The organism is Methanohalobium sp., from assembly GCF_046546175.1.
Lineage (GTDB): Archaea > Halobacteriota > Methanosarcinia > Methanosarcinales > Methanosarcinaceae > Methanohalobium.
In genome coordinates this window covers 1-26141 of sequence record NZ_JBKGYF010000018.1, presented here as the reverse complement: position 1 = coordinate 26141, position 26141 = coordinate 1, and the positions used below count along the sequence as shown (strand labels likewise).

The window sequence follows — 26141 nt, the reverse complement described above, 5'->3', positions numbered from 1 at the left end:
AAGATGAAAAAAAGAGTTACTTTTTTAAAACGAAAAGCTAATTTGATGGTCTCATCTTTTGGCCAGTATTTTTCAACAATTATTTATAAGTTCTCAGCATTGGTATTTAAAAAGGGGAGTTTAATATACTGATAGTAATGAGGTTATCGTATGGCAGAAGAAAATGAAAACCCGGTCATTGACGCTATAAAATCCCGCCGCAGTATAAGGGATTATCTTGATAAGCAGGTCCCTGAAGATACCGTCAACAAGGTTATAGACGCCGGTATCCATGCACCTACCGCACTTGGTCTGCAGCCGTGGAACTTTGTGGTTATTGAGGGTAAAGACATCATAAAAGAAATATCAGACCACATAAAACCAATGGTTCAGGAACATATCAAAGACAGTACTGAAAAACTGGCTATGGATTTGAAAGAGAAAATGAAAAACAAAGATTTCAACCTATTCTATGGTGCACCGATTTTGGTACTGGTAATGCATAACAGAGACGACACACTGGCTGATTATGACTGCGCACTTTGTGCGGAAAACATGATGCTTGCTGCCCATTCAATGGGTTTGGGTAGCTGCTGGGTAGGTGCCGGTTCTTTTATACAGCAGAGCCCTGAACTGCTGGATGACCTTGATATAACGCATGATTTTAAGATAGTAGCTCCGATAATACTGGGATATCCCAACAACATCCCTCCTGGAATTGATAGATGTGAACCAATGGTATCGTGGATTTATAAGAAAAAAGATAAAAACTAATCCACTTTTTTATTTTTCAGGTTTAAAATATGAGATTCAGGGGATTACCGAGTGGTATTATACTTGTATTAATTGTAGGTATAACATTCGGAATTTATGAAACCTCGACATCCAAGAAGACATTAAGTGATACCAGAAAAATTGTCCAGGAAGATGAAACACATCTGGTTTTTTATGATAACAATGAAGGGATACTTACAATATCATTATTACATCATCAGGGATACAACAACAAAACCGGTGAGATGCCCTTGAGAGTAGTTGCATCTCATAAAAAAGATACCACCATAGAAAGCATGAATCTGGTAATCAAATTTCCCAGAAGTGGAGCATTGGTTGAAAAACGCGGTGAAATCTATCTAAAAACACCGGAAGGTCCCCCATTCCCTAAAATCAATTTTGAAAGGACCGATGATTTAAACACAAGACTTGAAATCCATGATATGGAATCACAGGGTGAAGGGGCTTTGCAGTTGCACTTTTTATTAAAACCTGAGTGGAAAGTAAAAGATAGTACAAATATTACAGTTGATATTAACACTGTCCTGACAGAGAACAAACTTTTTGGAGATAAATATCATGCTAAAGGACAAACAACCGTTGAAGTTCCGATAGCTAATTAAAGCATTTGGTTATATAGCACATAATTTACAATGTCAAAAGCAATATTTTGGTCATTAATTCTATATTATAAAATCAATTATAACAAAATCAAATATGCCAACCGATATACCGGAACTGACCTATCATCAGGGAACCATAAAAATCAGCGGCAATATAAAAGCCCCTGATGCATTCTGGGACGAACGCAGCAAAACGTTTAGATCACAGGGGTTACACTACAAAGATATAACCAGTTCTCTCAAAAATTTATCAATTGAATACAGGGATAAAGTCCCTGATACTGTTCCATGTCCGGACCTGAAGCAGTTGTATAACAATAATACACAACTAAGAGATTATCAGCAGGACGCCATTTCTTCATGGATTCAGAACAATTATCAAGGTGTGATTGTTCTTCCTACCGGTAGTGGTAAAACCGTTATAGGTGTGGAAGCCATTGCATACTGCAATACATCGGTTCTTATAATTGTTCCTACAATCGATTTAATGGAACAGTGGCGATTTGTTCTTAGCAAAGTTTATCCCATAGAAATCGGAACACTTGGAGGCGGGACAAAAAATATCCAACCCATTACTATCTCCACTTATGATTCAGCTTATCTCCAGGCAGAAAAACTTGGAAACAGATTCGAATTTGTTGTTTTTGATGAAGCCCATCATCTACCGGCAGAAGGATACCGCACTATTGCGGAGATGTTTATTGCACCTTACCGATTGGGATTGACAGCAACCTATGAAAGAGAAGATGGTCTCCATACCGAATTGAACCGGCTTGTCGGTGGCAAAGTTTTTGAACAGGAATTATCAAAACTTTCAGGCAAGCATCTTTCACCCTACAGAACCGAAAAGATAACTGTGCCGCTGGAGGATGATGAAAGGAAAAACTATGAACAAAATTATTCTGTTTTTACTGATTATTTAAAAAGGCATAACATTACCATGAACCGACCTGATGATTTCCGGAAACTGGTTATAAGAAGCGGGAATGATCCGGAAGCAAGAAAAGCATTACTGGCAAGGAACAGAGCAAGAGAAATCGCTTTTAACAGTTCGGCAAAAGTTGATACATTAAGGGACCTACTTAAAAAGCATTCTCATGATTCGGTTTTTATATTTACAGAACACAACAAACTGGTATACCATATATCCAGTGAATTCCTTATTCCACCTATAACTTACAGAACAACAACAAGAGAAAGGAACCTCATCCTTGAAAGATTCAGGTCAGGAGTTTATAATGCGATTGTTACTTCAAAAGTACTTGATGAAGGAATCGATGTACCTGAAGCCAATGTAGGTATCATACTGAGCGGTACCGGCAGTAAGAGAGAATATATCCAGCGCCTTGGAAGAATATTGAGGAAACAAAAAGGAAAAGAAGCGGTGCTTTATGAGATCATAGCTGCTGAAACTTCTGAAGTAAATACTTCAAGAAGAAGAAAAAATTCTCAAAAACAATAATAACTGTTGGTTAAAATTAACATGCTTACCAGTGAACTACTTGTTACAAAAACCTATAGGGGTAACATAAAACCGGTATATGTCGGTTCAGACTATATCGAAACTGCGGATATGCTGATTAAAACCTTCAATAGGAATGTAGATAGAACCTATGGAAACCTCATGGAAGAAATTCAGGGTTTTGAAGAGATGAACTACCGGTTAATCAGGGGATTAACCCAGATTCTGTTGCGAAGATGTGTGATAGAATCAGATACAGGACTTGACCCTGTAGAGCTACGCCAGACGGTATTTAAAGAGTGTTCAGAGATTATTACATCCAGTGAAGAACGGGATTATGTACTCCAGAAAGCAGCAGAAAAACTATCCCTATCAAAGGATGAGCTGGAACATAATCTATGGTCTGACCTTGATGAAAACAAAACCATTAAAAGTTTTCAGCCTATATCACCTGAAAATTTACTAAAACAATATAATGTCTCACTCATCCAGACTCTATTGTTTAGAGCCGTTGACATGGATATAAAAATAAAAGGTAATTTTAAACAGGTATTGCAGACAATCCTTCGTTCAGGACTTATGTACTCCTTCAATAAAGTTCCAGAAGTTGGAGAAAAAACCAAAATCAATGATTGGTTAGGAACGGTAAATCTGCATATCGATGGACCTGCATCCCTTTTCAAAATGTCGGAGCGTTATGGGAGAGCATTCGCAAAACTGGTCCCTTATATTCTTGAATGTTATTCATGGAATATAAAAGCAAACATATCCTACAAAACAACCAGTGGAAAACGAATATTTGAGTTCACTGTAGATGACAAAGATGACATATATGGTCTGAAAACGTCACGTAACCAGGTGGCAGAAACACCAGAGATTAGTTATGGTAACAATAAGGATGGAGTGGAATTTGATAGTTCTGTTGAGTATGAATTCGCACAACTATCATTTAGAGAATGGAACCTGTACAGGGAACCGGTAATTTTGAAAGCAGGAAAATATGCATTCATACCTGATTTTTCACTGCAGAAAAATAACCTTACCATATATGTCGAAATCATCGGTTTCTGGACACATGATTACCTGAAAAAGAAAATAGAAAAGGTAAACTGGGTAAATGTACCTATAATACTCCTCATCAACAATAAGCTCAAATGTTGTGAAAGCGATTTTAAGGCTGAAAATGTAGACGTGTTATTCTACAACCGAAAAATACCCTATAAACAAATTATTCAGATATTGCGACGTTATGAGAAAGAAAAATTGGAAAAAGAGCAAGACAAAATACAAAACATCAATATTCCTTTAAAAGAAAATATTATCAACATAGATGACCTGGCAAAAAAACAGGGTGTATGGAAAGATGCCTTAAAACAAAAAATGGGTCAAAAACTTGATGATAACAGTAAGTATATAATTTTTGGCGACTACCTGATCCATTATAAGATTATCAATGAAATCGATTCGCAGATAAAAAATCTGAAGACATATTCGGATGTAGTGGATGTTTTTAAAAAATATAAACTCAACAAACAGGTCTATTATCCGGTCCTTGATTATCTTGGATACAGAGTAATATGGAAAGGACTGTGTGAAGATACAGCTGATATTCAAAAAAAATAAGAGGAAAAGACTTTAATAAATACCATTATAATTGCTCTTATAAGGGTTAATCAAATAATATTTACGGGGTCTAATATGCAAAGCCTAAAACCAATTTATGTATTCATAGCAATAATGGCTGTTTTACTGGGGTTTGGTCCACTGATTGGAATTTATATGGACTATCTGTGGTTTGACATGGTCGATTACACATCTGTATTTACAACAATACTGCAATGGAAAATTCTTGCAGTAATACCTGGATTTATACTGGCTTTTATATTCATTTATATAAACATAAAATTCGCCAGAAATTCCATAGATAACATACTTATCAACAAAAATATCGCTTATGAGAAAATCGATTATCGGTTGTTTCTGATTGGTACTGTTTTCTTATCATTCCTTTTTGGGCTGGTATTTAGTGGTAACTGGAGAACCATATTACTGTATCTAAACAGCACTCCTTTTGGAGTCCAGGATCCAATTCTGTTAAATGATATCGGGTTCTATGTGTTCCAGCTCCCGTTCTTCCATATGATAAGGGGAGTATTGATGGGTCTGGCTATAATCACATTGATTATAATCGGTATCCTCTACGTATATAGATTGGAGCCTATATTCAGGTCTCAAAAAGAGGAAACAGGAGAATTCTATGACATAAATCCTGAAATCAACATAAAGGATATACTGGACAAAATCCCCAAAAGGGTTCTAGTGCATGTATCCGTTCTTCTTGCATTTATATTCGCTTTAATTGCCTTTGGTTTCTTCCTCAATAGATATGAAATTCTATTTTCCCAACAGGGCGCCGTTGCTGGTGCTGGTTATACAGATGTTCATATTAGGCTACCAATATTTACTATACTTACCATTTTATCGTCCCTGACAGCAGTAGCGTTACTGGCAAACATTAAACTGAAAGACATAAAAGTACCACTGGCAGGTATTGGTTTAATCATAATATTTGTTCTGGCCAGTGCGTTTGTACCCAACGTTTACCAGCAGTTTGCAGTAGAACCAACCGAACTTCAGGTTGAAGAACCATACCTTGAACACAGTATAAGTTTTACAAGGGAAGCCTATGGGTTATCCGATGTTGAAGAAAGTCAGCTTGATGTAGATATGAATATCACCAGTAAGGATTTGGACGAAAACGAGGATATCATATCAAACATCCGAATATGGGACCATCGTGCCCTTGAAGAATCTTATCAGCAGCTCCAGCAAATACGTACATACTACACATTTAGCGACATTGATATCGATAGGTATCGAACCGAAGATGAATACAGGCAATATATGCTGTCAGTAAGGGAACTGGATATTGATGGACTTCCTCCACAGGCAAGAAATTGGGTCAATGAGAGGCTTATATATACCCATGGTTTTGGCATGGTAATGAATCCGGTGAGTACAAAAACTGCAGATGGTCAACCTGACCTGGTACTCCAAGACATACCACCAAGTGGTGATTTTGAAATCGAGAACCCACGGGTATATTATGGTGAACTTACGAATGAATACAAAATCGTGAACACAGTAAGGCAGGAATTTGATTACCCAGGTGGTGAAGGAACTGTACTAACAAATTATGAAGGCAATAGTGGTATACAGCTTGACTCTTTTTTTAAACGCCTTTTATACGCCTTCCGCTTTAGTGAACCGAAATTCCTTTTAAGTGAATACATAACCGATGATTCTAAGGTCATGTATCATCAGCAGATAGAAGAGAGAACTGATAAAATCGCACCATTCCTTGAATATGACAGCGACCCCTATCCAGTTATCCATGATGGCAGAATACACTGGATAATTGATGCATATACAACCACATCCAGGTATCCATATTCGGATACATTTTATGGTTCAAAATTAAGTGGTATAAATTACCTGCAGAATTCGGTTAAAGTAGTAATTGACTCCTATGATGGTAGTGTTGATTACTACATGATGGAAGAAGAACCCGTTGTTAAAACATATTCCAAAATATTCCCAGATTTGTTTAAACCATATGAAGAAATGCCTGAAAACCTCAAACAGCATATAAGGTACCCTGTAGATTATTTCGAAGTACAGATGGAACTTTACAAAAACTACCATATGACAGACCCTGTAACATTCTACAATAAAGAAGATTCATGGGAGATACCAAATGAAAAGTACAGAGGCACAACTACCAAAATGGAACCATATTATCTGATTACAAGGCTTCCTGGTAGTGATAGACTAGAATATATCCTGCTTCAACCATTCACACCACGTGAAAGACAGAACATGATATCCTGGATTGCAGCAAGATCCGATGAACCAAACTATGGCGAAATAAAACACTATCAACTTCCAAGAGGAAGACTGGTATACGGTCCAAATCAAATCGAATCCAGAATTGACCAGAATCCAGAGATATCAGAACAGTTGACACTCTGGGATCAAAGTGGTTCAAATGTTATAAGGGGCAACCTCCTTGTAGTACCGATAGGCAACTCGATACTCTATACAGAACCAATATTCCTGAGTTCCCAAGATTCCGAGATTCCAGAACTTAGAAGAGTTATTGCTTCTTCAGGTGACAGAGTTGTCATGTCTGTAGAACTCAAGCAGGCTCTTGAGGGAATCGCTGAAGGGCGTGTTGATGGCATTGACCCTAGTGTACCAGGACCAGATGAACCAGTTGTTCCAAGGACATCTCAACAGTTAGCACAACAGGCACTGGAACATTATGACACAGCACAAGACCACTTGAGAGCAGGAAACTGGTCAGCTTATGGAGAAGAAATAGAACAAATGAGAAGTGCGCTGGATAGTCTGTCTCAAACTCTAGAAGAAGCAAATACAACAGAAACAGGACAATAAAAAAAGAAGTTCATTCAGGTTTTAAAAACTGTCTATTGGTGTATCATACATTGGTACACTCGATACCTGGATGAACCATATTCTGTTTTTTTAAATATATTACCTGTTAATTCATTTTCTTTTTTTAATCCCAGAATTGCTTGGTCCGTGCATAATTGCGTTCAGCTTCCATTATATCCCTGTAAAAAGCTTCTTCGTCTTTTCGCATCTTCTGTATAACTCTAGATGCTGTATCAGGTCCGACACCCCTGCTTGCCAGAGCAATCACTGCCTTTTTGCCGTGGGTAAGAACGATGCTTGAATTCCGATAAACTCTGCGTATTCGTTTTGTATCGTCTTTAGATGTTGTATTGCCCTGTTTTTTTACAAGTTTTATTTCATCTTCTTCCCATGGTTTAAGAGCGGCTACCATTTTGGATTCACACACTGGGCACTGGATAACATCTGGAACATTTTTTACTTTCCTCCTGGAAGTCCATTTTTTACAATTTACACAGAACAGTATAATCCGGTCGTTCATAATTCTTTCTTTCAAAGCCATCACAATTGAGCGGTCTGCCTTATCAGCTGCAACCAGGTCATGTCTGACAGCAAATCCAGCCGAGCCGATAGGTGTTGGTTTACTAACCTTTATTATAATTTCTCCTGATTCCAGCATTGATAATACATTCTTTGCACAATCGATGTTCAGCATATCATGGAATATCTCCCTTACAACCTCATCAAACATCCATGTATCCTTATAGATTTCAAGGAGCTTTTTCATGCTGATGCGGTCATAATCAATATCCTTGCTCAATGCACCGAATTTTTTTGCGACATGAACCATTTTCCATTTCATTACTGTCGTGTTTTTTAGAGTCATCTCGATTATCGGTTCTATATGTTCAGTTTGGATGCCCAGTATCATGTCCTTTATAAGGTCAACATCAACTCTTTTTGGGGGTTTCAATTTGATTCTGTAAGGGTCGATTTCCTGTCCCACACTACTGCCGAATCTGGCGGCAAGAAGGGATGTCAGGACTTTTGCAAAGGTTTCATTTGTGGTGTGACCAAAACATGCATTGATGATTACAGCACCATCATCCACATCCTCTTCGATTACAATGGTATTGCTGTCAGGTAAGGGGCAACCTTCTGAAAGATGTTCACGTACAAGTTCGATGACATTTAAAACTGCATTTTTGTTGGCAGGATAGGTCTTTCTTAACTCATTGGATATTTTCGAGTTACCATAACCATCTTTTACGTAGGCTGATACTATACCCCGTATATTACCCACATCCTGAGCCACTTCAAAAGGTACAGGGATTTCTTCACCCACCCAGCTTGGAACTTCTCCGGTACCTTTTACCGGTTCTACCTTTATACGGTCGCGTTCAGAATCCATTTCAACAATCCGCCACATGTCTCCCTTAGTTATAAAGACCGCACCAGGAGACGCAAAATTGACAACAAAAGCTTCATCCAGCATTCCAACTGTTTTACCGGTTACTATATTGTATACTTCAAACTTCTTCTCATCAGGTATCATGGAAAGATTTTCGTAGTAATAATTCCAAGTGTTTCTCCTTCTGCTGATTATACCAGGTTTATCACTCCACAACATTCTATAACCAATGAGCTGGGCAACTACACCTTTTAAAGCTTCGATTTTCAAATCTTTAAAAGGATAGGCTCTTGTTACTATTGAATAAATTCTATCCTCTGTTATCTCCCCAAAATCCAGTGCTATCCCGCATATCTGATTGGCCAAGACATCCAGTGGATTGTAATGGGGTGATATGTTTTCAATCCTCCCGTCAAGAGTTGCTTTTGTAATGGCCATGGCTTCTGTGTTGTCATCAGGACCAGTAGAGATTATCGTGCCCCTTGAAATCTCATGTATCTTATGTCCTGCACGACCGACTCTCTGCAACAAACGTGAAACCTGTCTTGGTGATCCGTACTGTACAACATGGTCTACATTTCCTATATCGATTCCAAGTTCCATAGATGATGTGCAGATAAGACCCTTCAGTTTCCCTTTTTTAAACGATTCTTCAGCTTCCAGACGAGCTTCAAAGGATAAAGAACCATGATGTACACTGATAGGTGCATCAAGTATATTGAATCCAGATGCGAGTGATTCTGCACTCTGTCGTGTATTGACAAAAATCAATGTTGATTCATGTTTTTCAACTATATTCCGGATACTGCGAAGGTGTGATGCGAACTCCGGGTCAAAACCGGTCTTTCTAGATATTTCTAAATCTTCAGGGGTTGTTTCTGGATATAATATATCAAATTCCATCAAACTGAGCATTGGCACTTCTACAACCGAAATGCTGCGTTTTGTTCCTGCAAGAAAACTAGCAATCAAATTTGGATTACCCACTGTAGCTGACAGTCCAATTCTATTAAAATTACCGGAAATTTCTACCAGTCTCTCAAGACCCAGTATAAGCTGTGCCCCGCGTTTGGACGTACCCATTTCATGGATTTCATCAACGATTACATGTGTCACATATTCCAGGTTTTTTCTAAGAAGTTTTCCGGTAAACATCGCCTGCAGTGTTTCAGGTGTGGTTATCAACATATCCGGCGGGTTTTGTGATTGTTTCTGACGTTCATGTTTAGGTGTGTCCCCATGACGTACCATGACCTGGATTCCGAGGTACTCGCCCCACCATTTGATACGTGATAGCATATCTCGGTTGAGTGCACGTAGTGGTGTTATGTAGAGTGCCGATATTCCTTTTCTTTCATCTTCATTTTTTTCAAGTATTTTATGAAATACTGGCAGTACTGATGCTTCGGTTTTTCCCGAACCTGTAGGCGCAATCAAAAGGGTATTGTTGTCTTCAAGGATAACAGGAAAAGCTTTTTCCTGTGGTTCGGTAGGTGATACAAAACCCTGTTCTTTAAGAGCATGTTGTATTTTTGGGTGAAATGAATCGAAGATGTTGTTAAAACTCATGTTTATTGTTAGTTTGTTATTTCTTTTTGTTTCTAATTTTTCTTGATGACCTCTTTCTTGTCATACTGGATTTGCGTATGTTTTTCAGGATTCCAAGGTACATACCATCAAGAAGATACACTTCTGATTCATCGAGCTCAAAAGCTTTTGTAGAGAAAACCGGTCCAAGCAAGTCTTCATGTGATGATTCATTAAAAGCTATACCACCACAAAGTTCATTAAATGCCGGCATTACAAACACACGAGGATTATTCCATGGTTCTGCATCAAGATCCTGATAATTAGAGAACTCATTGAAATTGAATCTCGACCTTATCCATGATGTTTCTGTTGTAGGATAACCGAGTGAATCAGTGAATCGAACTGTTGGATGATTGTGTGCAGTAATCACATATTCTGCCTTCAACAATTCACGGTCCGGCCATGTATGTCCATGAAAATAACCCACATTGTCCAGTACTGCACCTCTGGAGGAGTGGACTTTTATATTTCTGTTTTCAGGAAGAAGTGATTCTATACCTGAATCATGATTCCCAGGGATTATATCCACATGTGCGAGTTCTGTTAAAGCTTCAAGAAAATAAGGTACTTCATTCTTCTCCTGCCATGATGTTCGAGGTACATTATGTTTCACGTCTCCAGGGAGGATAATTCTATCCGGACTACTCTGTTTAAAATATTCTTTAATTTTTTCAAGATGCTTTTCAGTCTGGCTTGGTATGGATATTCCACTTTTATATAAATCCCACTCTATCCCAAGATGTATATCAGCAATCACGAGCGCTTTTTCAGTATTAGATACTATCAAAGCTGGCTGGTCAATAATAGGTGTGATTTTTATTCCCATATCAATTTAATAGAACTCGACAAAATGATGATATATTTATCGGTGGGATTTTTTATAAATCAGTACATATAGACCACTAAATATTTACAAATATAGTTTATATTGGTGTCATCAAAATATAATAATTTAATATGAAAAATGAGTGTGAAAAAAATGGAAGAAACAATTGAATCGAAACTGGAAGAAAAGGAGAAAGTCAAACCACATGAAGATTTTGTTAAACAGGCAAATGTTAATGACCCCAAAATCTATGAAAAAGCTGAAGCTGACCCCATCAAATTCTGGGAGGAGCTTGCAGAACATATAGACTGGTTCGAAAAATGGAACAAAGTTCTTGAATGGGAAAATCCACCACATGCAAAGTGGTTTGTTGATGGAAAACTTAATGCTTCGTACAACTGTATCGACCGCCATATAGCCAAACGCGGTGATAAAACAGCTATCCACTGGGAAGGGGAAATGGGGGATGCCAGAAAATTCACCTATAATGAACTTCTTGAATCCACTTCAAGGTGTGCGAATGCACTGAAAAATATAGGTGTCCAAAAAGGGGATATTGTAACCATATATATGCCCATGATTCCGGAAGCGGTTGTTGCCATGCTTGCCTGTGCCAGAATAGGTGCACCCCACAGTGTTGTTTTTGCCGGTTTTTCAGCTGATGCTCTTGCTGACCGTATAAATGATGCTGAAAGCAAATTTGTTATTACATCAGATGGCTATTACCGGCGTGGAAAAATACTGGACCACAAAAGCAAAACCGACGAAGGTGTCGATAAAACAGAGTGTGTAGAGAAAATTGTAGTAGTTAACCATCTGGGCAATGAAGTAGAAATGAAATCCAGAAGAGATGTCTGGTGGCATGAATTAATAGAATCTGCCAAACCTTCGTGTGAGCCCGAGAAAATGGATTCTGAAGACATGCTGTTTTTGATGTATACCAGTGGTACCACCGGCAGTCCGAAAGGTATTGTCCATACAACCGGTGGCTACATGGTAGGTACTCATGTTACTGCAAACTGGGTATTCGATTTGAAAGAGGATGATGTGTATTGGTGTTCAGCAGACGTTGGATGGATTACCGGACATTCCTACATAGTTTATGGACCTCTTTCAAATGGTGCTAGCATATTCATGTATGAAGGTGCTCCTGATTACCCGGATAAAGACCGATTCTGGGAGATGATTGAAAAACACGGGATCACCATATTCTACACAGCACCAACCGCGGTCAGAGCCTTTATGAAATGGGGTTCTGAATGGCCTGAAAAGCATGATCTTTCCTCACTAAGACTGCTTGGAACAGTGGGAGAACCTATCAATCCTGACCCATGGCACTGGTATTATAAAAATATAGGATATGAAAAATGTCCGATTGTTGATACATGGTGGCAGACAGAAACCGGTATGATACTGATAACACCACTTCCAGGAATAACACCAATGAAGCCCGGCAGCCCAACGAAACCATTCCCAGGAATAAAAGCATCAGTCCTTGATGACGATGGAAATGAGGTCGATCCGGGTCATGGTGGTTACCTTTCTATAGAAAGACCCTGGCCCAGTATGATCCGTACAATATATAAAGATGAAGACCGATTTATTGATACTTACTGGAGTAAATGGGGACCTGATAAATATCTGACAGAAGATGCTGCCAGCAGAGACGATGATGGTTATTTCTGGATACTTGGCCGTGTAGATGATGTCATCAATGTTGCTGGACACCGCCTTGGAACCATGGAACTGGAGAGTGCACTGGAATCTCATCCAAATGTTGTTGAAGCTGCGGTTGAAAGTCTAAGAGATGAGATAAAAGGAGAGGTGGTCTTTGGTTATGTTATATTGAGCTCTGGTACAGAAGAAAATGAAAACCTTAAACAGGAATTGAAGGATACTATTGTAAAAGACATCGGACCAATAGCAAAACCAAAGGATTTGGTATTTACGGATGACCTCCCGAAAACCAGAAGTGGTAAAATCATGCGGAGGGTTTTAAAAGCCATAACAAACAATGAAGACACTGGTGACACATCAACCCTTCAGAACCCTGAAATCGTAGATAAACTCAAAAGAAAGGTTAAAGAACTAGATGTACATTGATTTTTCGCAAAAAATTAGAGGACTGGGTGATGCAATCCAAAAACGATACTAATACAAAATGTAACAAACTCGACAGAAAAATCAGACAGGCTGAAATCAAATCTGATATGAGTGTAGATGAACTCATAAAGGAGATCAATGGATGTGCTTTTGGCGCCGGTCGGCTTTCTGAAGCTGTAGATATATACAGTGAAATGCTTACAGAGGATACAACCAAATTCTTTGGTTTGGCAGGTGCAATGGTACCAGCAGGGATGCGTAAAATAGTGGCTGATTTGATTCGTGACGGACACATCGATGTACTGGTTACTACCGGTGCCAATCTGGTCCATGATTTAGTTGAATCCCTGGGACTTCATCATTACAAAGGTTCAGCTCTTTCCAATGACATGGAATTGAAAAATGAAGAAATAAACCGGATATACGATGTATACCTTCCAGAACACCACTTCACTGATTTTGAAGAGAAAATGCAATCGATCCTGGAGGATATAGGTGAAGAAACGGTATCCATCAGAGAATTTCTAACACACATAGGCAACAATCTTGAAGACACTGACTCGATTTTAAAAACAGCAGCTGATATGAACGTACCTATTTACTGCCCTGCAATCCAGGATTCCATGATAGGTCTCCAAGCCTGGCTGTACAAACAGACAAATAGACTGAATGTAGATGCTTTTGCTGATATGAAAGAGTTGATTGACATCTGTTATGATGCTGAAAAATCCGGTGCTCTACTAATAGGTGGTGGTGTCCCAAAGAATTACATATTCCAGTCCATGCTTGTAACACCAAAAGAACTTGATTATGCCATACAACTTACAATGGATACTCCTGAAACCGGTGGTTTAAGTGGAGCCACCCTTGATGAGGCACGTTCCTGGGGTAAAGTTGGTGAGTATGCCAGGTCATTAACAGTACATGCTGATGCAACAATAACACTGCCTATCATTGTTGCAGCTGCAAGAAACCGGATAGAAAATAATGGGTAAAGGAGCTTTTTCATGAAAAAAAACAATCAACTGATACTTGCACTGGATGTTATAGACAGAAACAGAGCGCTCGATGTTGCAGATAGGGTATCTAAATATGTAGATGCCATAAAGGTTGGATACCCTCTTGTACTTAAAAGTGGTATGGAAATCATTAGAGATATTTCATCCTATATACCGGTGATAGCCGACTTTAAAGTGGCCGATATTCCAAATACTAACCGTTTAATCTGTGAACAGGTTTTCAATTCAGGAGGAGATTCCGTTATTGTTCATGGGTTCACAGGTCGTGACAGCCTTGATGCCTGTGTTAACACTGCAAATGAATATGGTCAAAAGGTATATGTTGTTACCGATATGAGCCATCCTGGAGCTGTTGATTTTTTCCAACCAGTCTCTGAAAAAATCGCCAGGATGTCTGTGGAAGCTGGAGTTTCAGGAGTTGTGGCACCCGCAACCCGTACAGAAAGTGTTGAAAATATACGAAGAATTATAGGAAAAGAGCTTGACATGCTTTCTCCCGGTGTGGGGACACAGGGCGGAAATGCTGCAGATGTCATCAACAAAGGTGCTGACTGGGTGATAGCAGGTCGAAGTATATACCAATCCGAATCTCCGGAAAACGAAGCAAGGAAAATTGTTCAAGAAATTAGAGATGACGAGGGAAAAAGTTAAAGTTATAAACTGTGGATATTACAATACTATTATTAATTGCCTGTGATGAGAAATAGAGCTGATTAATGATGAGCCCTATGAGTGCTGAGGCAAATATAATTAACCAATTTTTGGGTTCCAGATATCAATCAATAACGCTTTTTTAACCAGAAAATACATAAAAGAAGATGAATATCTGGATATAATTTAATTTATCAGGATTTTTAATTATACTAATCAGATAATCCACCATATAAAGTTCCTTAGAGGGTTTCAATGAAAGTAAAACTGACCGACACCATACTAAGAGATGCTCACCAATCTCTTCTTGCGACGCGTATGCGCACACGTAACATGTTACCAATAGTGGACAAACTGGATGAGGTAGGTTACCACTCCCTTGAAATGTGGGGTGGTGCTACTTTTGACAGCTGTATCAGGTATCTCAATGAAGATCCATGGGAAAGACTGAGGGAACTTAAAAAACATATGCACAACACCCAGGCACAGATGCTTCTTAGAGGACAAAACCTTGTAGGGTATCGTCATTATCCTGATGATGTTGTTGAAAAATTTGTCACAAAAGCCCATGAAAACGGAATAGATATTTTCCGAATCTTTGACGCGGTTAATGATGTCCGGAACATGGATAAAGCCATAGAAACCGCCAATAAATTAGGAGCTCATGTGCAGGGTACAATCTGTTACACCATAAGCCCGGTACATACAATTGAAAAATACGTAGAACTTGGAAAAGAACTTGAGCAGAGAGAATGTGACTCATTATGTATCAAGGATATGGCAGGACTACTGTCACCTCATATGGCAGAGGAGCTTATTAAATCACTAAAAAAGGAAATATCACTACCCATTTCACTTCACTGCCACTGTACTTCAGGAATGGCACCCATGACCTACATGGCAGCATGTGAAGCAGGTGTAGACGTACTTGATACTGCATTATCCCCGTTTTCAGGCGGCAGTTCACAGCCCCCTACCGAATCCATGGTTGCTGCACTTCAGGAAACACCCTATGACACCGGACTTGACCTGGAGCTTCTTGCAGAAATTGCTGAATATTTCAAACAGGTTAAAGAGGAGTACAGGAGCATATTGGATCCGATTTCAGAACAGGTTGACACTAATGTATTGGTTTATCAGGTTCCAGGAGGCATGCTGTCTAACCTTGTATCCCAGTTGAAGGAACAAAACGCTCTTGGAAAATACAAGGAAGTATTAGCTGAAATACCAAAAGTACGTGCTGAATTGGGTTACCCACCGCTTGTAACACCTACCAGCCAGATAGTCGGAACACAGTCAGTACTGAATGTAGTGATGGGTAAGCGCTACAAGATGGTACCAAAAGAAGTGAAAGATTATGTCCGTGGACTTTACGGTCAACCACCACAACCATTGAGCAACGATATAATCGCCGAAATTATTGAAGATGAAGTGCCATTCACAGGACGCCCAGCTGACCTGTTGAAACCGGAATACGAAGATAAGAAAAAGGTAGCTGAAGATCTTGGACTGGTCAAAAAAGAAGAGGATGTCCTCACCTATATACTGTACCCTTCAATAGCACCCAAATTCCTCAGGGGTGAAACAGAAGAAGAAAAACTTGCCCCTGTGGATACCGAGAAAAAATCTCAGCAAAGCCCGAAACCGGAATCCCGGATACCAAATAAATTCAAAGTAACCATCGATCAGGACGTATTCAATGTTAAAGTTGAACCTGTAGGCGGTTCAGTTGTTTCAGTTACAGAATCTGATTCATCAACATCTGATCCGGAAAATGTTGAAGGTGCTGTCACCAGTTCCATGCAGGGTACTGTTCTTTCAGTACACATGAATGTAGGTGATACTGTAAATGAAGGAGACCCGATCTGTGTTATTGAAGCCATGAAAATGGAGAGTACAATTAATGCTCCGCATGGTGGAGTAGTCAAAGAGATATACATTTCCGAAGGTGATGCAATATCTTCAGGAGATTTGCTGGCTTCAATTGCATGAAAATAAAGGAAAAAAGGCAGGTAGAGATATGTTCAAAAAAGTACTTGTTGCCAACAGAGGAGAAATCGCCATCAGAATAATGCGTGCATGTCGTGAACTTGATATACCAACTGTTGCGGTTTATTCAGAGGCTGATAAAAATGCCCTTTTTGCTAAATATGCTGATGAATCGTATCCTATAGGTCCAGCTCCTTCAAGCAAAAGTTATCTCGATATTAACAAAATACTGGACGTTGCAGAGGAAACCGGTGCCGATGGGATACATCCTGGATATGGATTTTTATCAGAAAATCCTGCATTTGCAAAAGAGTGTGAGAAGAGAGGTATCACATTTATAGGCCCAACAGGTGATGTCATTGAACAGATGGGGAGTAAAATCTCAGCCCGGAATATAATGATTAATGCCGGCGTTCCTGTTGTCCCCGGTACTGAAGAAGCTATAGAGGACGTCAATACTGCAATAGAGATTGCCGAATCCATAGGATTTCCTGTTATGATCAAAGCCTCCGCCGGTGGCGGTGGAATTGGAATGAAAGTTGTCCACTCACGGGATGAATTTGAAAAAGCACTCAGATCCATCCAATCGGTAGCCTCATCCGCGTTTGGTGATTCAACAGTATTCATTGAAAAGTATGTTGAGGAACCACGACATATTGAAATCCAGATACTTGCAGACAAATATGGAAATACAATCTATCTATCTGATAGAGAATGTTCCATACAGAGACGCCATCAGAAGCTAATCGAAGAAGCACCATCTCCCATAATGACTCCAGAGCTCAGACAAAAGATGGGAGAAGCTGCCATAAAAGCTGCAAAGGCTATCGGTTATGAGAACGCGGGGACAGTTGAATTCCTGTATTCAAAAGGAGAATTTTATTTCCTTGAAGTCAACACACGTCTTCAGGTTGAACATACCATTACTGAGATGATAAACGGAATTGATATTGTAAAGGACCAATTATACATCGCATGCGGTGAAGAGCTGCCCTACAAACAGGAAGACATGGATATCAGGGGATCAGCTATAGAGTGCCGTATAAATGCCGAAGACCCATTAAATGACTTTGCACCATCACCTGGAAAGATACGAAGGTATCGTTCAGCAGGTGGTCCGGGTGTGCGTGTGGATAGCGGTGTACATATGGGGTATACCATATCACCATATTATGATTCAATGATATCAAAACTATCCGTCTGGGGTCGCACCCGTGATGAAGCAATCAAAAGGATGAAACGTGCACTTTTTGAATATGTTGTTGTAGGTGTTATAACAAATATACCATTCCATAAGGCAGTGCTCGAAAATGAGGCTTTCTGCAGAGGAGATTTCACAACTCATTTCATAGAAGAGCACAACATCCTTGAGAATGTTGCAAAGATTGTTGATAAAGAAACAAAAAGAAATATGACTCTTGCTTCAGCACTTGATAATCAGAATCAAAAAGTTGCTGCCGTTACCAGTGCTGTGAATACCTATCTTGAGAGTTATAAAAAACAAAAACAATAAGTTTTTTGTTCAATGTCACTCAATTCTAATTATAAATGCATAGTGTTTGTTTGTGGTGGGATGTAATTGAGTGACAGAAAAGAGGATATACTAAAAATTCTGAAAGACTCCAACAAAAAACCCGTGTCCGGAGAAGAACTGGGTGAACAGCTGGGTATAAGCAGAACGATGGTCTGGAAGTACATAAAATCCCTGAAATACGATGGATATGATATTACCTCATCCACAAAAACAGGCTATGTACTGAATTCATCACCAGATTTACTATATCCCGAAGAAATTCAGAACGGTCTCCGGACAAAGGTTATCGGAAAGAAAATTTATCATTTTGACGAAGTCGAATCTACCAACAACGAAGCAAAAAAAATTGCTCATGATGAAGATGAAGGTACAGTAATAATCTCTGAAACCCAAAAAAGCGGAAAGGGCCGTATGGGACGTGAATGGGTATCTCCACGCGGTGGGATATATATGTCAGTTATTTTAAAACCCACTGCACCTGCATCACATGCATATCATCTAACACTTGTTACAGGTATTGCCGTTGCAAATGCAATTAGAAACCTCGGTATTGGTGCGCGTATTAAATGGTCGAATGACGTACTTATAAACAATAATAAAGTTTGTGGGATACTAACAGAAATAAATGCTGAAATGGAAGAGGTAGATTATACAATAATAGGTATCGGTATAAATGCAAACATTGATACAGGGATGTTTTCCAATGAACTGAAAGAAGGGTCCACCTCTATAAAATCTGAACTTGGAAAACCCCTTGAACGTGTATCATTTGTACGAAACCTTTTCTATGAACTTGAGCAGGAATACATCAAATTCAAATCGAAACCATTTACCGAAATAATTAATGAATGGATAAATCTTTCCGATACCATAGGTAAACATGTGTCAATTATGACCCACTCAAAAATGATAGAAGGAAAGGCAATAGGAATAACAAAAAACGGCGCTCTTATCGTTAAAAAACCTGATGGCCAAAATGAAGAAGTGATAGCAGGAAGATGCATATATACAAAGACAAAATAAGGATTATATGAGCTGGAGAATATCATTACAATTTATAACTTTACTGGTGGTCATTTTACCTCTGTTTTCCGGAACCGGGGTTGTATCATCCCAGCTTGAAGATGAAAACAATGATAATGATGTACCTGTTGTTTTAATCAACGGTACAAAAATCAATCTCAAATCTGATGAAACCTATTCATTTTATCAGGGGTACTCGCTCCAAATCAAAGGAATCAACTTGGAAAATGACAGGTTATGGCTCGAATTGACTTTAAACGGTGAGAGCGTGAAAGACGATGTTGTACACGAAGATGACCCCTTTATATATTCCAGAAACCAGACCATGATATTGAATATCACTGCAGATAAAATATACTCAAATCCTGAAGGGGAACTTGTCACATTTAAACCGGTTTATCAATACCTTGACCCAAAATTGGAAACACCCAAATTAAACAATACAGACGACCCTGCAAACAATAATAACAGCTCTACTTCAGTAAATAATCCTGAAAACAACAGCATGAATTTAACTACTATATTCACTGTTATCGGTATGATAACTATTGGTATAATTGTAGTTTATATATTGTTCAAACATACATCCTGAAATTATTTAAGGTCACCACGTTCCATCAATATTTTTAAATCTTCAAGGCTTAAACGACCGCTTTTATCAAGTTTTTCTTTGGCAGCTGTATGTTTTTCATCCTGGTTCTTTTCATCTTTTTTAAGCTGAATGTCATCCAGTTGTTTCAGATATTCATCAAGTTCCTCACGAAGCTGGGATATTTCAGATTTTAAAGGATCTATTTTACTTTTTAACGGATACATTAATGAATATTTATTCTTTATATCCTCATGATAGGAATCCGCATCTTCACGGACCTCATCTGCTTTATTGAATAGGTCCACCATTTGCAGATGGTAATCCTGGGATTCGTCTGCCAGTTGTTGAATCTGGTTGTTTAACTCATTTATATCCTCATCGAAACTGGTATTGTATATTTCCTGTATTTTCTGATGGATTTTATTTGCTTCCTGAGCAGCATCCAGTCTATTTTTCAACTGTTCCAGTTTATTGAAGAGGTCAATTTCATGATTGAGTGGTATATCTTCATTCAGGAACGTGTTAAGTTCCTGTGAATAAGCCTTTGACAGGGATTCCTCTGTTCCTTTTGATATATCATTCAATTCGTTTCTTTTCTTTTTAAGTTGGGCTATTTCATCAGCTTTACCTTTATTTTCTTTCTGAATTTCTGCACGTTTGTTTTTAAGTTCCGCTATTTTTCTGTTATTCTCGTCACGTTTGGATTTTAAGTCCTTTGCCTGGGAGACAAGGTCTTTTACTTTTACATTCAATTCGTCTCTTGATTTTTTCAATTCGTCAATATTATTGCGATATAATTTCAACTCCTCAAAGACTGAATTAAGTGTTTTTTCTTTCTGGCTTATTTGTGTTCTTAAACGGTTTATTTTATCCTTTAATTCACGTTCAGACATGGTAGCTGTCTCAGTCTCTGTCTCTGCATTACTCACATTACTACCCCCTTCTTATTCTTGGTTATTATTAATATTTTTCCAATATTCCAATCCCTCTTCATGGCTTTTTAGACGTTTTTCCAACCATTTATAACGAGGATCCAAATTGTTTAATTCTTTGTCCAGGTTATTATACTCTTCATCATATTGTTTATCGGAACCTTTTATAGATTCGATTTCATTACTGGTTTCTATCACTGAATCGACTTTTGATTTTATATCAGATATCTTTTTGCTTACTGTCTGGTCATCAGATGTTATATCAGATATATTACTGTTAATCTCATCCACGATTTGTTTTTCTTCTTCTGGTGGTATAGATGTTTTGAGTTTTGATATCTTCTCATCAACTGAATGCAGAACAGTTTTATATTCAGAATTTACATCTATGGATGACATCAGGTCTTTAAGTGATTTCTGAGCCTGATACAGCATTTGCTGGCGCTTTTCTCTTAAAATATCTCTTCGCTCGATTACAGATTGTTTGTTTTTCTTTGCTGTCTCCATCTGTTCCCTGAGAGATTTGACCTTTTCATCAAGTTCTCTGAATTCCTGTTGATACTGATTCAGGAAATGTTGATGCTTCTCAATAACTCCGGAAATCAGTTCACTTCTATCCATTGTAGTTACATTGATGTTATCATTACTTGCAATTGTATCTGGATTCATGTTTATACTCCTATCCCCACTCTTTATAAGAAGTTTGTATTATATTTAACAATTGTTATACTCTAAACATCTGTGCATGTGGTACGCCTTCAATTCGAATTACACTATCAGGGTCCACAGCATTGCATTTAATGGCACAAGCCACTGATTCATCACCGAAGATATTGGCAGTTGTTGCCATTGAAAGCGCTCTTATCACCTCATTTTCAGATGCGATTTCGCCTTTGTAGAACTGTTCTGATATTTCAACTGTAAGATTTCCTTCTTTTAATGTTTTGCCCAGTATATCTTCGTCACATACAGCAACTACGCAATATCTACCGGACCGATGTATTTTAAGATACATATAATCACTTTATCGGACCAATCTTATATGGTCTTTGTCAGGTGACAGCAAATCCCCCTGCCGCCTCATCCTGGTTATCAATTCTTCTGCGTGTTCTCTATCTATTTGCTCTTCTTCTGCTCTTGTATACACTTCATCAACAGGAGCACCCTTTCTGTCGGAATGTTCATCAGCAAGCGATTGTATAATATCTCTTAATACTTTTATTTTATCTCTCTGGCTCTTGGATGTACCTGTCTCAATCACATCCACATCGAATGCTCCGGTATCAGGGTCTACACCTACCTGTTTGAGACATGAATAGACCAGATTGGTTGTACGCTTTGCATCATCCAATGTAGCTACATTGCTAAGACGCACACGGGCACTTGCCTCCGCAAGCCTTACCAGTGCCTCCAGCTGACGTGCAGTAACCGGCACCGGAGCATCTTTATCTTCACCCATTTTACGCAAATTCATATAAAATTCGATCAAATGGTTGCGTGCATCGTCCTCTAATATGGGGTACACGTTCCTTCTAGCATATGCCACATATTTTCTCAGTTTTTCCGCATCAATCGGGGGTGTTATTACATCCATCTGGGAATCAATCTGTTGCTGACTGATTTCTGATACCGGATTGTTCGACCTTTGTTCCATCATCTCACCGGCATAATGTGCTTTTAGGATATGGTTGGCAATCATTCTGTCCTTGTTATCATCCGGTACATCAAGCAGCACAAAAATCAAATCAAACCTGGAAATCAGTGCAGGGGGCATGTTAATCTGGGTGGCTATTCCTTCATATCTGTCAAACCGTCCGTATTTTGGGTTAGCCGCACCAAGTAGAGCACATCTGGATTTTAGTGTAGCTATAATACCAGCCTTTGCAACTGAGACGGTTTGCTGCTCCATTGCCTCATGGAGTGAGCTTTTATCATCTGAGCTCATCTTGTCCAGTTCATCCACTGCTGCTATACCCATATCCGCCATGACAAGTGCACCGGCTTCAAGTGTCCATCTTCCATCCCCCAGTTCATCTCTTACCGCTGATGCAGTCAGACCACTGGATGAGGCACTTTTACCTGAAGTAAATACACCTCTCGGAGCCAGTTTTTCCATGTACCTGAGCATCTGACTTTTTGCTATACCTGGGTCCCCAACGATAAGAATATGAATATCACCCCTAACTCTTGAACTATCAGGTAGCTCTTTGGTTACACCTGAAAAGAGTTGAAGAGCAAGTGATTCCTTAATACTATCATAACCGTAGATAGATGGAGAAATGGATTTTGCCACTTTCTCATAAATCTGGGGATCATTGCTCCACTCGAGGATTTCTTCCTCATCCTCAGGAGTGATTTCAAGCTCCTCGAATTCCTTGTTAACATATTCTATTGAATTTGCATGCAATACGAGGTCATAAAAAGGGGATTTTCCGTCACGTAGAGTACGCTGATGAGAACGAAGGATTCCGTTGATTATCACCCTGTCACCTGGTGTAACAATTCCTGCAAGGTCATCGTCAACATCGATATCAAGACTCTGGGGCTGTTCACCACCTCTTAGGTTTTCAGGTGATTCCTGTATCTGCAGTTTCTGGGCATCTACAAAAGTAGATTTATCAACAAGTGTTTTGAACGGACCCTTTCTACCGCATGTTTCATTTTCACACTCATGTGGTTCGGTAAATTTCTGGCTGGTCTGGGGTATATAGGTGATATGTTCACAACGCATACAGTAAAAAGCAGCATTTGTTATCTTGGGACGTACCTCTGTAGCTTTGCGTATCATTCCCTCGACTGCAACAAACCGCAGAAGATGTTTGCTTCGAAGGTTTCTTATTGCAATCTTGTTTGGGTTATTGGTAACCCTGACATGTACATCCTCAAGCGATTTATCAACCGGGAGTACCAGTTCCTCTCCGTCCCTGAGGACTTCTTCTGCAGCAGGAATAACTTCGTCTGGATTTACAATTAACTCATCTGCAAGTTCCTGGTCGAAATTTTCGATATCAAAGAAATTCACACTTAAACTGCGATTTACAGGATATTCGTTTGCAAGATGAAGTATCTCATCCCAGTAATAACGTCTAAAAAAAGTACCGAACCGTTCTTTCCATTGTTCTTCTGTCATGCTAATCCATTGGGTAATTGTTATAAACTAATTTAAATAAATATCAAAGTCTGAGATATGGTATTATTTCATTCGGCGCTGGATAATTCTCAAAACACCGCGAAGGGTTTGAACTTCTCTGTTTGTTAATTGAGCTCGTCCGAAAACCCTTCTAAACATGAGTAGGGTTTTATCCTTTTTATGGGCAGGGTATTCAATTTGTTCCAGCAATTCTTTCAAATGCTCATATAAAAGTTTCATGTCAAATGGTTCAGCAAGTGATTTTTCTCCACTCTGGATGCTGCTCAATTCATACAGTATAACAGCAACTGAATGAGAGATATTCATTACAGAATACTCATCATTTGCAGGTATATGAATTATCATATCACAAGATTTAAGCTCATCGTTTGTGAAGCCATTATCTTCCCGTCCAAAAAGTATAGCTACTGTTCCATTTTTACCTTCCAGTTTGTTTTTTAATTCAGATGGAGTATATGCGGGTGTTCGAATATGCTCATCATCCTTTGAAGACGTCATTCCGGTTGTACCGACCACCAGACTGACATCATTGATTGCCTCATTAAAAGTGTTGATTATTTTTGCATTTTCAAGGATTTCACGTGCATGAGAAGACATCGCACGTGCTTCTCCTTTCAATTTACACGGGTTTACAAGTACAAGTTCATAAAAACCAAAATTTTTCATGACCCTTGCTACTGAACCTACATTACCCTGGTAGAGTGGTTCTACAAGTACAATTTTTATCTGTAATTTCATACTATCGTTTTTTTATGATATAGATAACAGAGTGATACTTAATTTTTTAGTTTTATTGCCACAGGTTTACAAACACTTACGCACATCCTACACCCGAGACAATAACTCGAATCGCCAACTTCAGCAACTTTTTTACCATTGCGGTTCTTTAACAAAAATATTTTGGGTCCCTTGGGACAGGCTCTTCTACAGGCACCACAACCGGTGCATTTACTTTCATCTATGATGATTTTCATTGAATATCACATTTATTAACCTTCTTTTACAACCTTATTAATCAAAAATATTATGTATCATACTAGCTATTAATTCTTTAGATGTAGACACTGTTACATCTAAAATTGGGATTGCCTTTGATTGAATAAACACAATAAACGATGTATTCAAACAATGTTTCGAAATATTCAGGATGCTCAAAGCTGAATGGTTATTAAAAAAGATTTCTGCTGACAAGTCAAGGCTTAAATCTATATTTAGGGTAATCTTTACAGACTCGAAGTTAATAAATAAGGTAATCCCACAATAAACAAGGGGAGTTGATAAACAATGGCTCAGAAAGATTTACTCGAAAAAGGGGCAATACTTCAAAGAGATCAAGAAACCTATGCAATCGCACCACACATACCAGGCGGAATTATCTCGGCAGATATGCTCAAAAAGATTGCAGACATTGCAGAAAAATACGATGCTGAAGCACTAAAACTGACCTCATCCCAGAGAATTGCTATAGTGGGTTTAAAGGAAGAAGACCTTGATGATGTATGGTCTGAACTGGATATGAATCCCGGTGCTGCAATCGGTGTCTGTGTCAGGAGTGTTAAATTCTGTCCAGGTACAACATTCTGCAAACGCGGACAGCAGGATGCAGTAGGTCTTGGATTAAAACTCGATGAAAAATATCACGGAATGGAACTACCAGGAAAGCTCAAGATGGGTGTTGCAGGATGCATGAATGCATGTTCTGAACCTGCAGTTAAAGACATTGGTGTTATGGGCACACCAAAAGGCTATACCCTAATGCTTGGTGGCAGTGCAGGACTCAAGCCCAGGATTGCAAATACTGTAGCTACAGAACTATCAGAAGAAGAAGTAATAGATTATATCGACAGGATTATCAATTTCTACAAATCGCAAACCAGCAAGAAACGTCTTGGTCAGGTTATCGACAATATGGGTATTGAGAAATTCAAAGAAGAAGTCGGAATTTAAAAACTGACAGGCTTATATATTATAAACTAAAAATTCTACTCATTCCTTTTCCTTTTATATACAACAATCATCTTTTCCTTTTATATACAACAATCATC

At 38.7% G+C, this 26141-nt stretch carries 21 protein-coding genes; 13 read left to right on the top strand and 8 right to left on the bottom strand.

The window, feature by feature from the left end:
- Window positions 1–150 precede the first annotated feature (150 nt).
- The 5 genes from ACLFMM_RS03555 (at window position 151) to ACLFMM_RS03535 (ending at window position 7296) form a co-directional block, all read left to right on the top strand.
- On the top strand, window positions 151–753 hold the full coding sequence (locus ACLFMM_RS03555) for a nitroreductase (RefSeq protein WP_410807340.1): 603 nt from the start codon (window positions 151–153) through the stop codon (window positions 751–753).
- Between the two features lie 29 nt (window positions 754–782).
- Window positions 783–1376, top strand: coding sequence for a hypothetical protein (locus ACLFMM_RS03550; RefSeq protein WP_410807339.1), 594 nt, complete (start codon window positions 783–785; stop codon window positions 1374–1376).
- Between the two features lie 94 nt (window positions 1377–1470).
- On the top strand, window positions 1471–2838 hold the full coding sequence (locus ACLFMM_RS03545; RefSeq protein WP_410807338.1) for a DEAD/DEAH box helicase family protein: 1368 nt from the start codon (window positions 1471–1473) through the stop codon (window positions 2836–2838).
- A 21-nt stretch (window positions 2839–2859) separates the two neighbouring features.
- Window positions 2860–4461 carry a DUF790 family protein gene (locus ACLFMM_RS03540; protein WP_410807337.1) on the top strand — a complete coding sequence of 534 codons (1602 nt, stop codon included), beginning with the start codon at window positions 2860–2862 and terminating at the stop codon, window positions 4459–4461.
- 75 nt (window positions 4462–4536) lie between these two features.
- Window positions 4537–7296, top strand: coding sequence for a UPF0182 family protein (locus ACLFMM_RS03535; protein ID WP_410807336.1), 2760 nt, complete (start codon window positions 4537–4539; stop codon window positions 7294–7296).
- Window positions 7297–7420: 124 nt separating this feature from the next.
- On the opposite strand, the gene ACLFMM_RS03530 is transcribed toward ACLFMM_RS03535, so the two are convergent.
- Both ACLFMM_RS03530 and ACLFMM_RS03525 read right to left on the bottom strand, forming a co-directional pair.
- A complete protein-coding gene (locus ACLFMM_RS03530; protein WP_410807335.1) occupies window positions 7421–10255 on the bottom strand; it encodes a DEAD/DEAH box helicase in 2835 nt (944 codons plus the stop codon).
- Between the two features lie 16 nt (window positions 10256–10271).
- Window positions 10272–11102 (bottom strand): metallophosphoesterase, encoded by an 831-nt coding sequence (locus ACLFMM_RS03525; RefSeq protein WP_410807334.1) that lies wholly within the window; start codon window positions 11100–11102, stop codon window positions 10272–10274.
- A gap of 138 nt (window positions 11103–11240) precedes the next feature.
- Here ACLFMM_RS03525 and acs point away from each other — a divergent pair, with 138 nt between their 5' ends.
- The 7 genes from acs (at window position 11241) to ACLFMM_RS03490 (ending at window position 20013) form a co-directional block, all read left to right on the top strand.
- Entirely contained in the window at window positions 11241–13205 is a 1965-nt protein-coding gene (gene acs, locus ACLFMM_RS03520) for an acetate--CoA ligase (protein WP_410807333.1), read from the top strand.
- 29 nt (window positions 13206–13234) lie between these two features.
- Window positions 13235–14200, top strand: coding sequence for a deoxyhypusine synthase (locus tag ACLFMM_RS03515; RefSeq protein ID WP_410807332.1), 966 nt, complete (start codon window positions 13235–13237; stop codon window positions 14198–14200).
- A 12-nt stretch (window positions 14201–14212) separates the two neighbouring features.
- Window positions 14213–14875, top strand: coding sequence for an orotidine-5'-phosphate decarboxylase (gene pyrF / locus ACLFMM_RS03510; RefSeq protein WP_410807331.1), 663 nt, complete (start codon window positions 14213–14215; stop codon window positions 14873–14875).
- 255 nt (window positions 14876–15130) lie between these two features.
- On the top strand, window positions 15131–16867 hold the full coding sequence (oadA, locus tag ACLFMM_RS03505; RefSeq protein ID WP_410807330.1) for a sodium-extruding oxaloacetate decarboxylase subunit alpha: 1737 nt from the start codon (window positions 15131–15133) through the stop codon (window positions 16865–16867).
- A 28-nt stretch (window positions 16868–16895) separates the two neighbouring features.
- Window positions 16896–18377, top strand: a complete 1482-nt coding sequence (locus ACLFMM_RS03500) for an acetyl-CoA carboxylase biotin carboxylase subunit (RefSeq protein ID WP_410807341.1) — start codon at window positions 16896–16898, stop codon at window positions 18375–18377.
- Between the two features lie 66 nt (window positions 18378–18443).
- Window positions 18444–19421, top strand: a complete 978-nt coding sequence (locus ACLFMM_RS03495; RefSeq protein ID WP_410807329.1) for a biotin--[acetyl-CoA-carboxylase] ligase — start codon at window positions 18444–18446, stop codon at window positions 19419–19421.
- 7 nt (window positions 19422–19428) lie between these two features.
- Window positions 19429–20013, top strand: a complete 585-nt coding sequence (locus ACLFMM_RS03490) for an S-layer protein domain-containing protein (RefSeq protein ID WP_410807328.1) — start codon at window positions 19429–19431, stop codon at window positions 20011–20013.
- A gap of 2 nt (window positions 20014–20015) precedes the next feature.
- Here ACLFMM_RS03490 and ACLFMM_RS03485 read toward each other — a convergent pair whose 3' ends face one another.
- The 6 genes from ACLFMM_RS03485 to ACLFMM_RS03460 form a co-directional block, all read right to left on the bottom strand.
- Entirely contained in the window at window positions 20016–20942 is a 927-nt protein-coding gene (locus ACLFMM_RS03485) for a coiled-coil protein (RefSeq protein WP_410807327.1), read from the bottom strand.
- 15 nt (window positions 20943–20957) lie between these two features.
- Complete coding sequence (locus tag ACLFMM_RS03480; RefSeq protein ID WP_410807326.1) at window positions 20958–21614, bottom strand: hypothetical protein; 657 nt, start codon at window positions 21612–21614, stop codon at window positions 20958–20960.
- A 55-nt stretch (window positions 21615–21669) separates the two neighbouring features.
- Window positions 21670–21960, bottom strand: a complete 291-nt coding sequence (locus tag ACLFMM_RS03475) for a DUF424 domain-containing protein (protein ID WP_410807325.1) — start codon at window positions 21958–21960, stop codon at window positions 21670–21672.
- Window positions 21961–21969: 9 nt separating this feature from the next.
- Window positions 21970–24075, bottom strand: coding sequence for a minichromosome maintenance protein MCM (locus tag ACLFMM_RS03470; protein WP_410807324.1), 2106 nt, complete (start codon window positions 24073–24075; stop codon window positions 21970–21972).
- A gap of 63 nt (window positions 24076–24138) precedes the next feature.
- Window positions 24139–24834 (bottom strand): RNA methyltransferase, encoded by a 696-nt coding sequence (locus ACLFMM_RS03465; RefSeq protein WP_410807323.1) that lies wholly within the window; start codon window positions 24832–24834, stop codon window positions 24139–24141.
- A 38-nt stretch (window positions 24835–24872) separates the two neighbouring features.
- On the bottom strand, window positions 24873–25070 hold the full coding sequence (locus ACLFMM_RS03460; protein ID WP_410807322.1) for a 4Fe-4S binding protein: 198 nt from the start codon (window positions 25068–25070) through the stop codon (window positions 24873–24875).
- A 310-nt stretch (window positions 25071–25380) separates the two neighbouring features.
- Between ACLFMM_RS03460 and ACLFMM_RS03455 the strand changes: the two genes are divergently transcribed.
- Window positions 25381–26043 (top strand): NAD(P)/FAD-dependent oxidoreductase, encoded by a 663-nt coding sequence (locus ACLFMM_RS03455; protein WP_410807321.1) that lies wholly within the window; start codon window positions 25381–25383, stop codon window positions 26041–26043.
- Window positions 26044–26141 lie beyond the last annotated feature (98 nt).

Excerpts from the sequence above, each read along its gene's own strand:
- ACLFMM_RS03490 (WP_410807328.1), top strand. The coding sequence starts at position 19,429 with ATGAGCTGGAGAATATCATTACAATTTATAACTTTACTGGTGGTCATT.
- pyrF (WP_410807331.1), top strand. The coding sequence starts at position 14,213 with ATGAAAAAAAACAATCAACTGATACTTGCACTGGATGTTATAGACAGA.
- ACLFMM_RS03515 (WP_410807332.1), top strand. The coding sequence starts at position 13,235 with ATGCAATCCAAAAACGATACTAATACAAAATGTAACAAACTCGACAGA.
- ACLFMM_RS03525 (WP_410807334.1), bottom strand. The coding sequence starts at position 11,102 with ATGGGAATAAAAATCACACCTATTATTGACCAGCCAGCTTTGATAGTA.
- ACLFMM_RS03530 (WP_410807335.1), bottom strand. The coding sequence starts at position 10,255 with ATGAGTTTTAACAACATCTTCGATTCATTTCACCCAAAAATACAACAT.
- ACLFMM_RS03455 (WP_410807321.1), top strand. The coding sequence starts at position 25,381 with ATGGCTCAGAAAGATTTACTCGAAAAAGGGGCAATACTTCAAAGAGAT.
- ACLFMM_RS03535 (WP_410807336.1), top strand. The coding sequence starts at position 4,537 with ATGCAAAGCCTAAAACCAATTTATGTATTCATAGCAATAATGGCTGTT.
- ACLFMM_RS03500 (WP_410807341.1), top strand. The coding sequence starts at position 16,896 with ATGTTCAAAAAAGTACTTGTTGCCAACAGAGGAGAAATCGCCATCAGA.
- ACLFMM_RS03540 (WP_410807337.1), top strand. The coding sequence starts at position 2,860 with ATGCTTACCAGTGAACTACTTGTTACAAAAACCTATAGGGGTAACATA.
- ACLFMM_RS03480 (WP_410807326.1), bottom strand. The coding sequence starts at position 21,614 with ATGAATCCAGATACAATTGCAAGTAATGATAACATCAATGTAACTACA.
- ACLFMM_RS03545 (WP_410807338.1), top strand. The coding sequence starts at position 1,471 with ATGCCAACCGATATACCGGAACTGACCTATCATCAGGGAACCATAAAA.
- oadA (WP_410807330.1), top strand. The coding sequence starts at position 15,131 with ATGAAAGTAAAACTGACCGACACCATACTAAGAGATGCTCACCAATCT.
- ACLFMM_RS03475 (WP_410807325.1), bottom strand. The coding sequence starts at position 21,960 with ATGTATCTTAAAATACATCGGTCCGGTAGATATTGCGTAGTTGCTGTA.
- acs (WP_410807333.1), top strand. The coding sequence starts at position 11,241 with ATGAGTGTGAAAAAAATGGAAGAAACAATTGAATCGAAACTGGAAGAA.
- ACLFMM_RS03460 (WP_410807322.1), bottom strand. The coding sequence starts at position 25,070 with ATGAAAATCATCATAGATGAAAGTAAATGCACCGGTTGTGGTGCCTGT.
- ACLFMM_RS03555 (WP_410807340.1), top strand. The coding sequence starts at position 151 with ATGGCAGAAGAAAATGAAAACCCGGTCATTGACGCTATAAAATCCCGC.
- ACLFMM_RS03470 (WP_410807324.1), bottom strand. The coding sequence starts at position 24,075 with ATGACAGAAGAACAATGGAAAGAACGGTTCGGTACTTTTTTTAGACGT.
- ACLFMM_RS03465 (WP_410807323.1), bottom strand. The coding sequence starts at position 24,834 with ATGAAATTACAGATAAAAATTGTACTTGTAGAACCACTCTACCAGGGT.
- ACLFMM_RS03550 (WP_410807339.1), top strand. The coding sequence starts at position 783 with ATGAGATTCAGGGGATTACCGAGTGGTATTATACTTGTATTAATTGTA.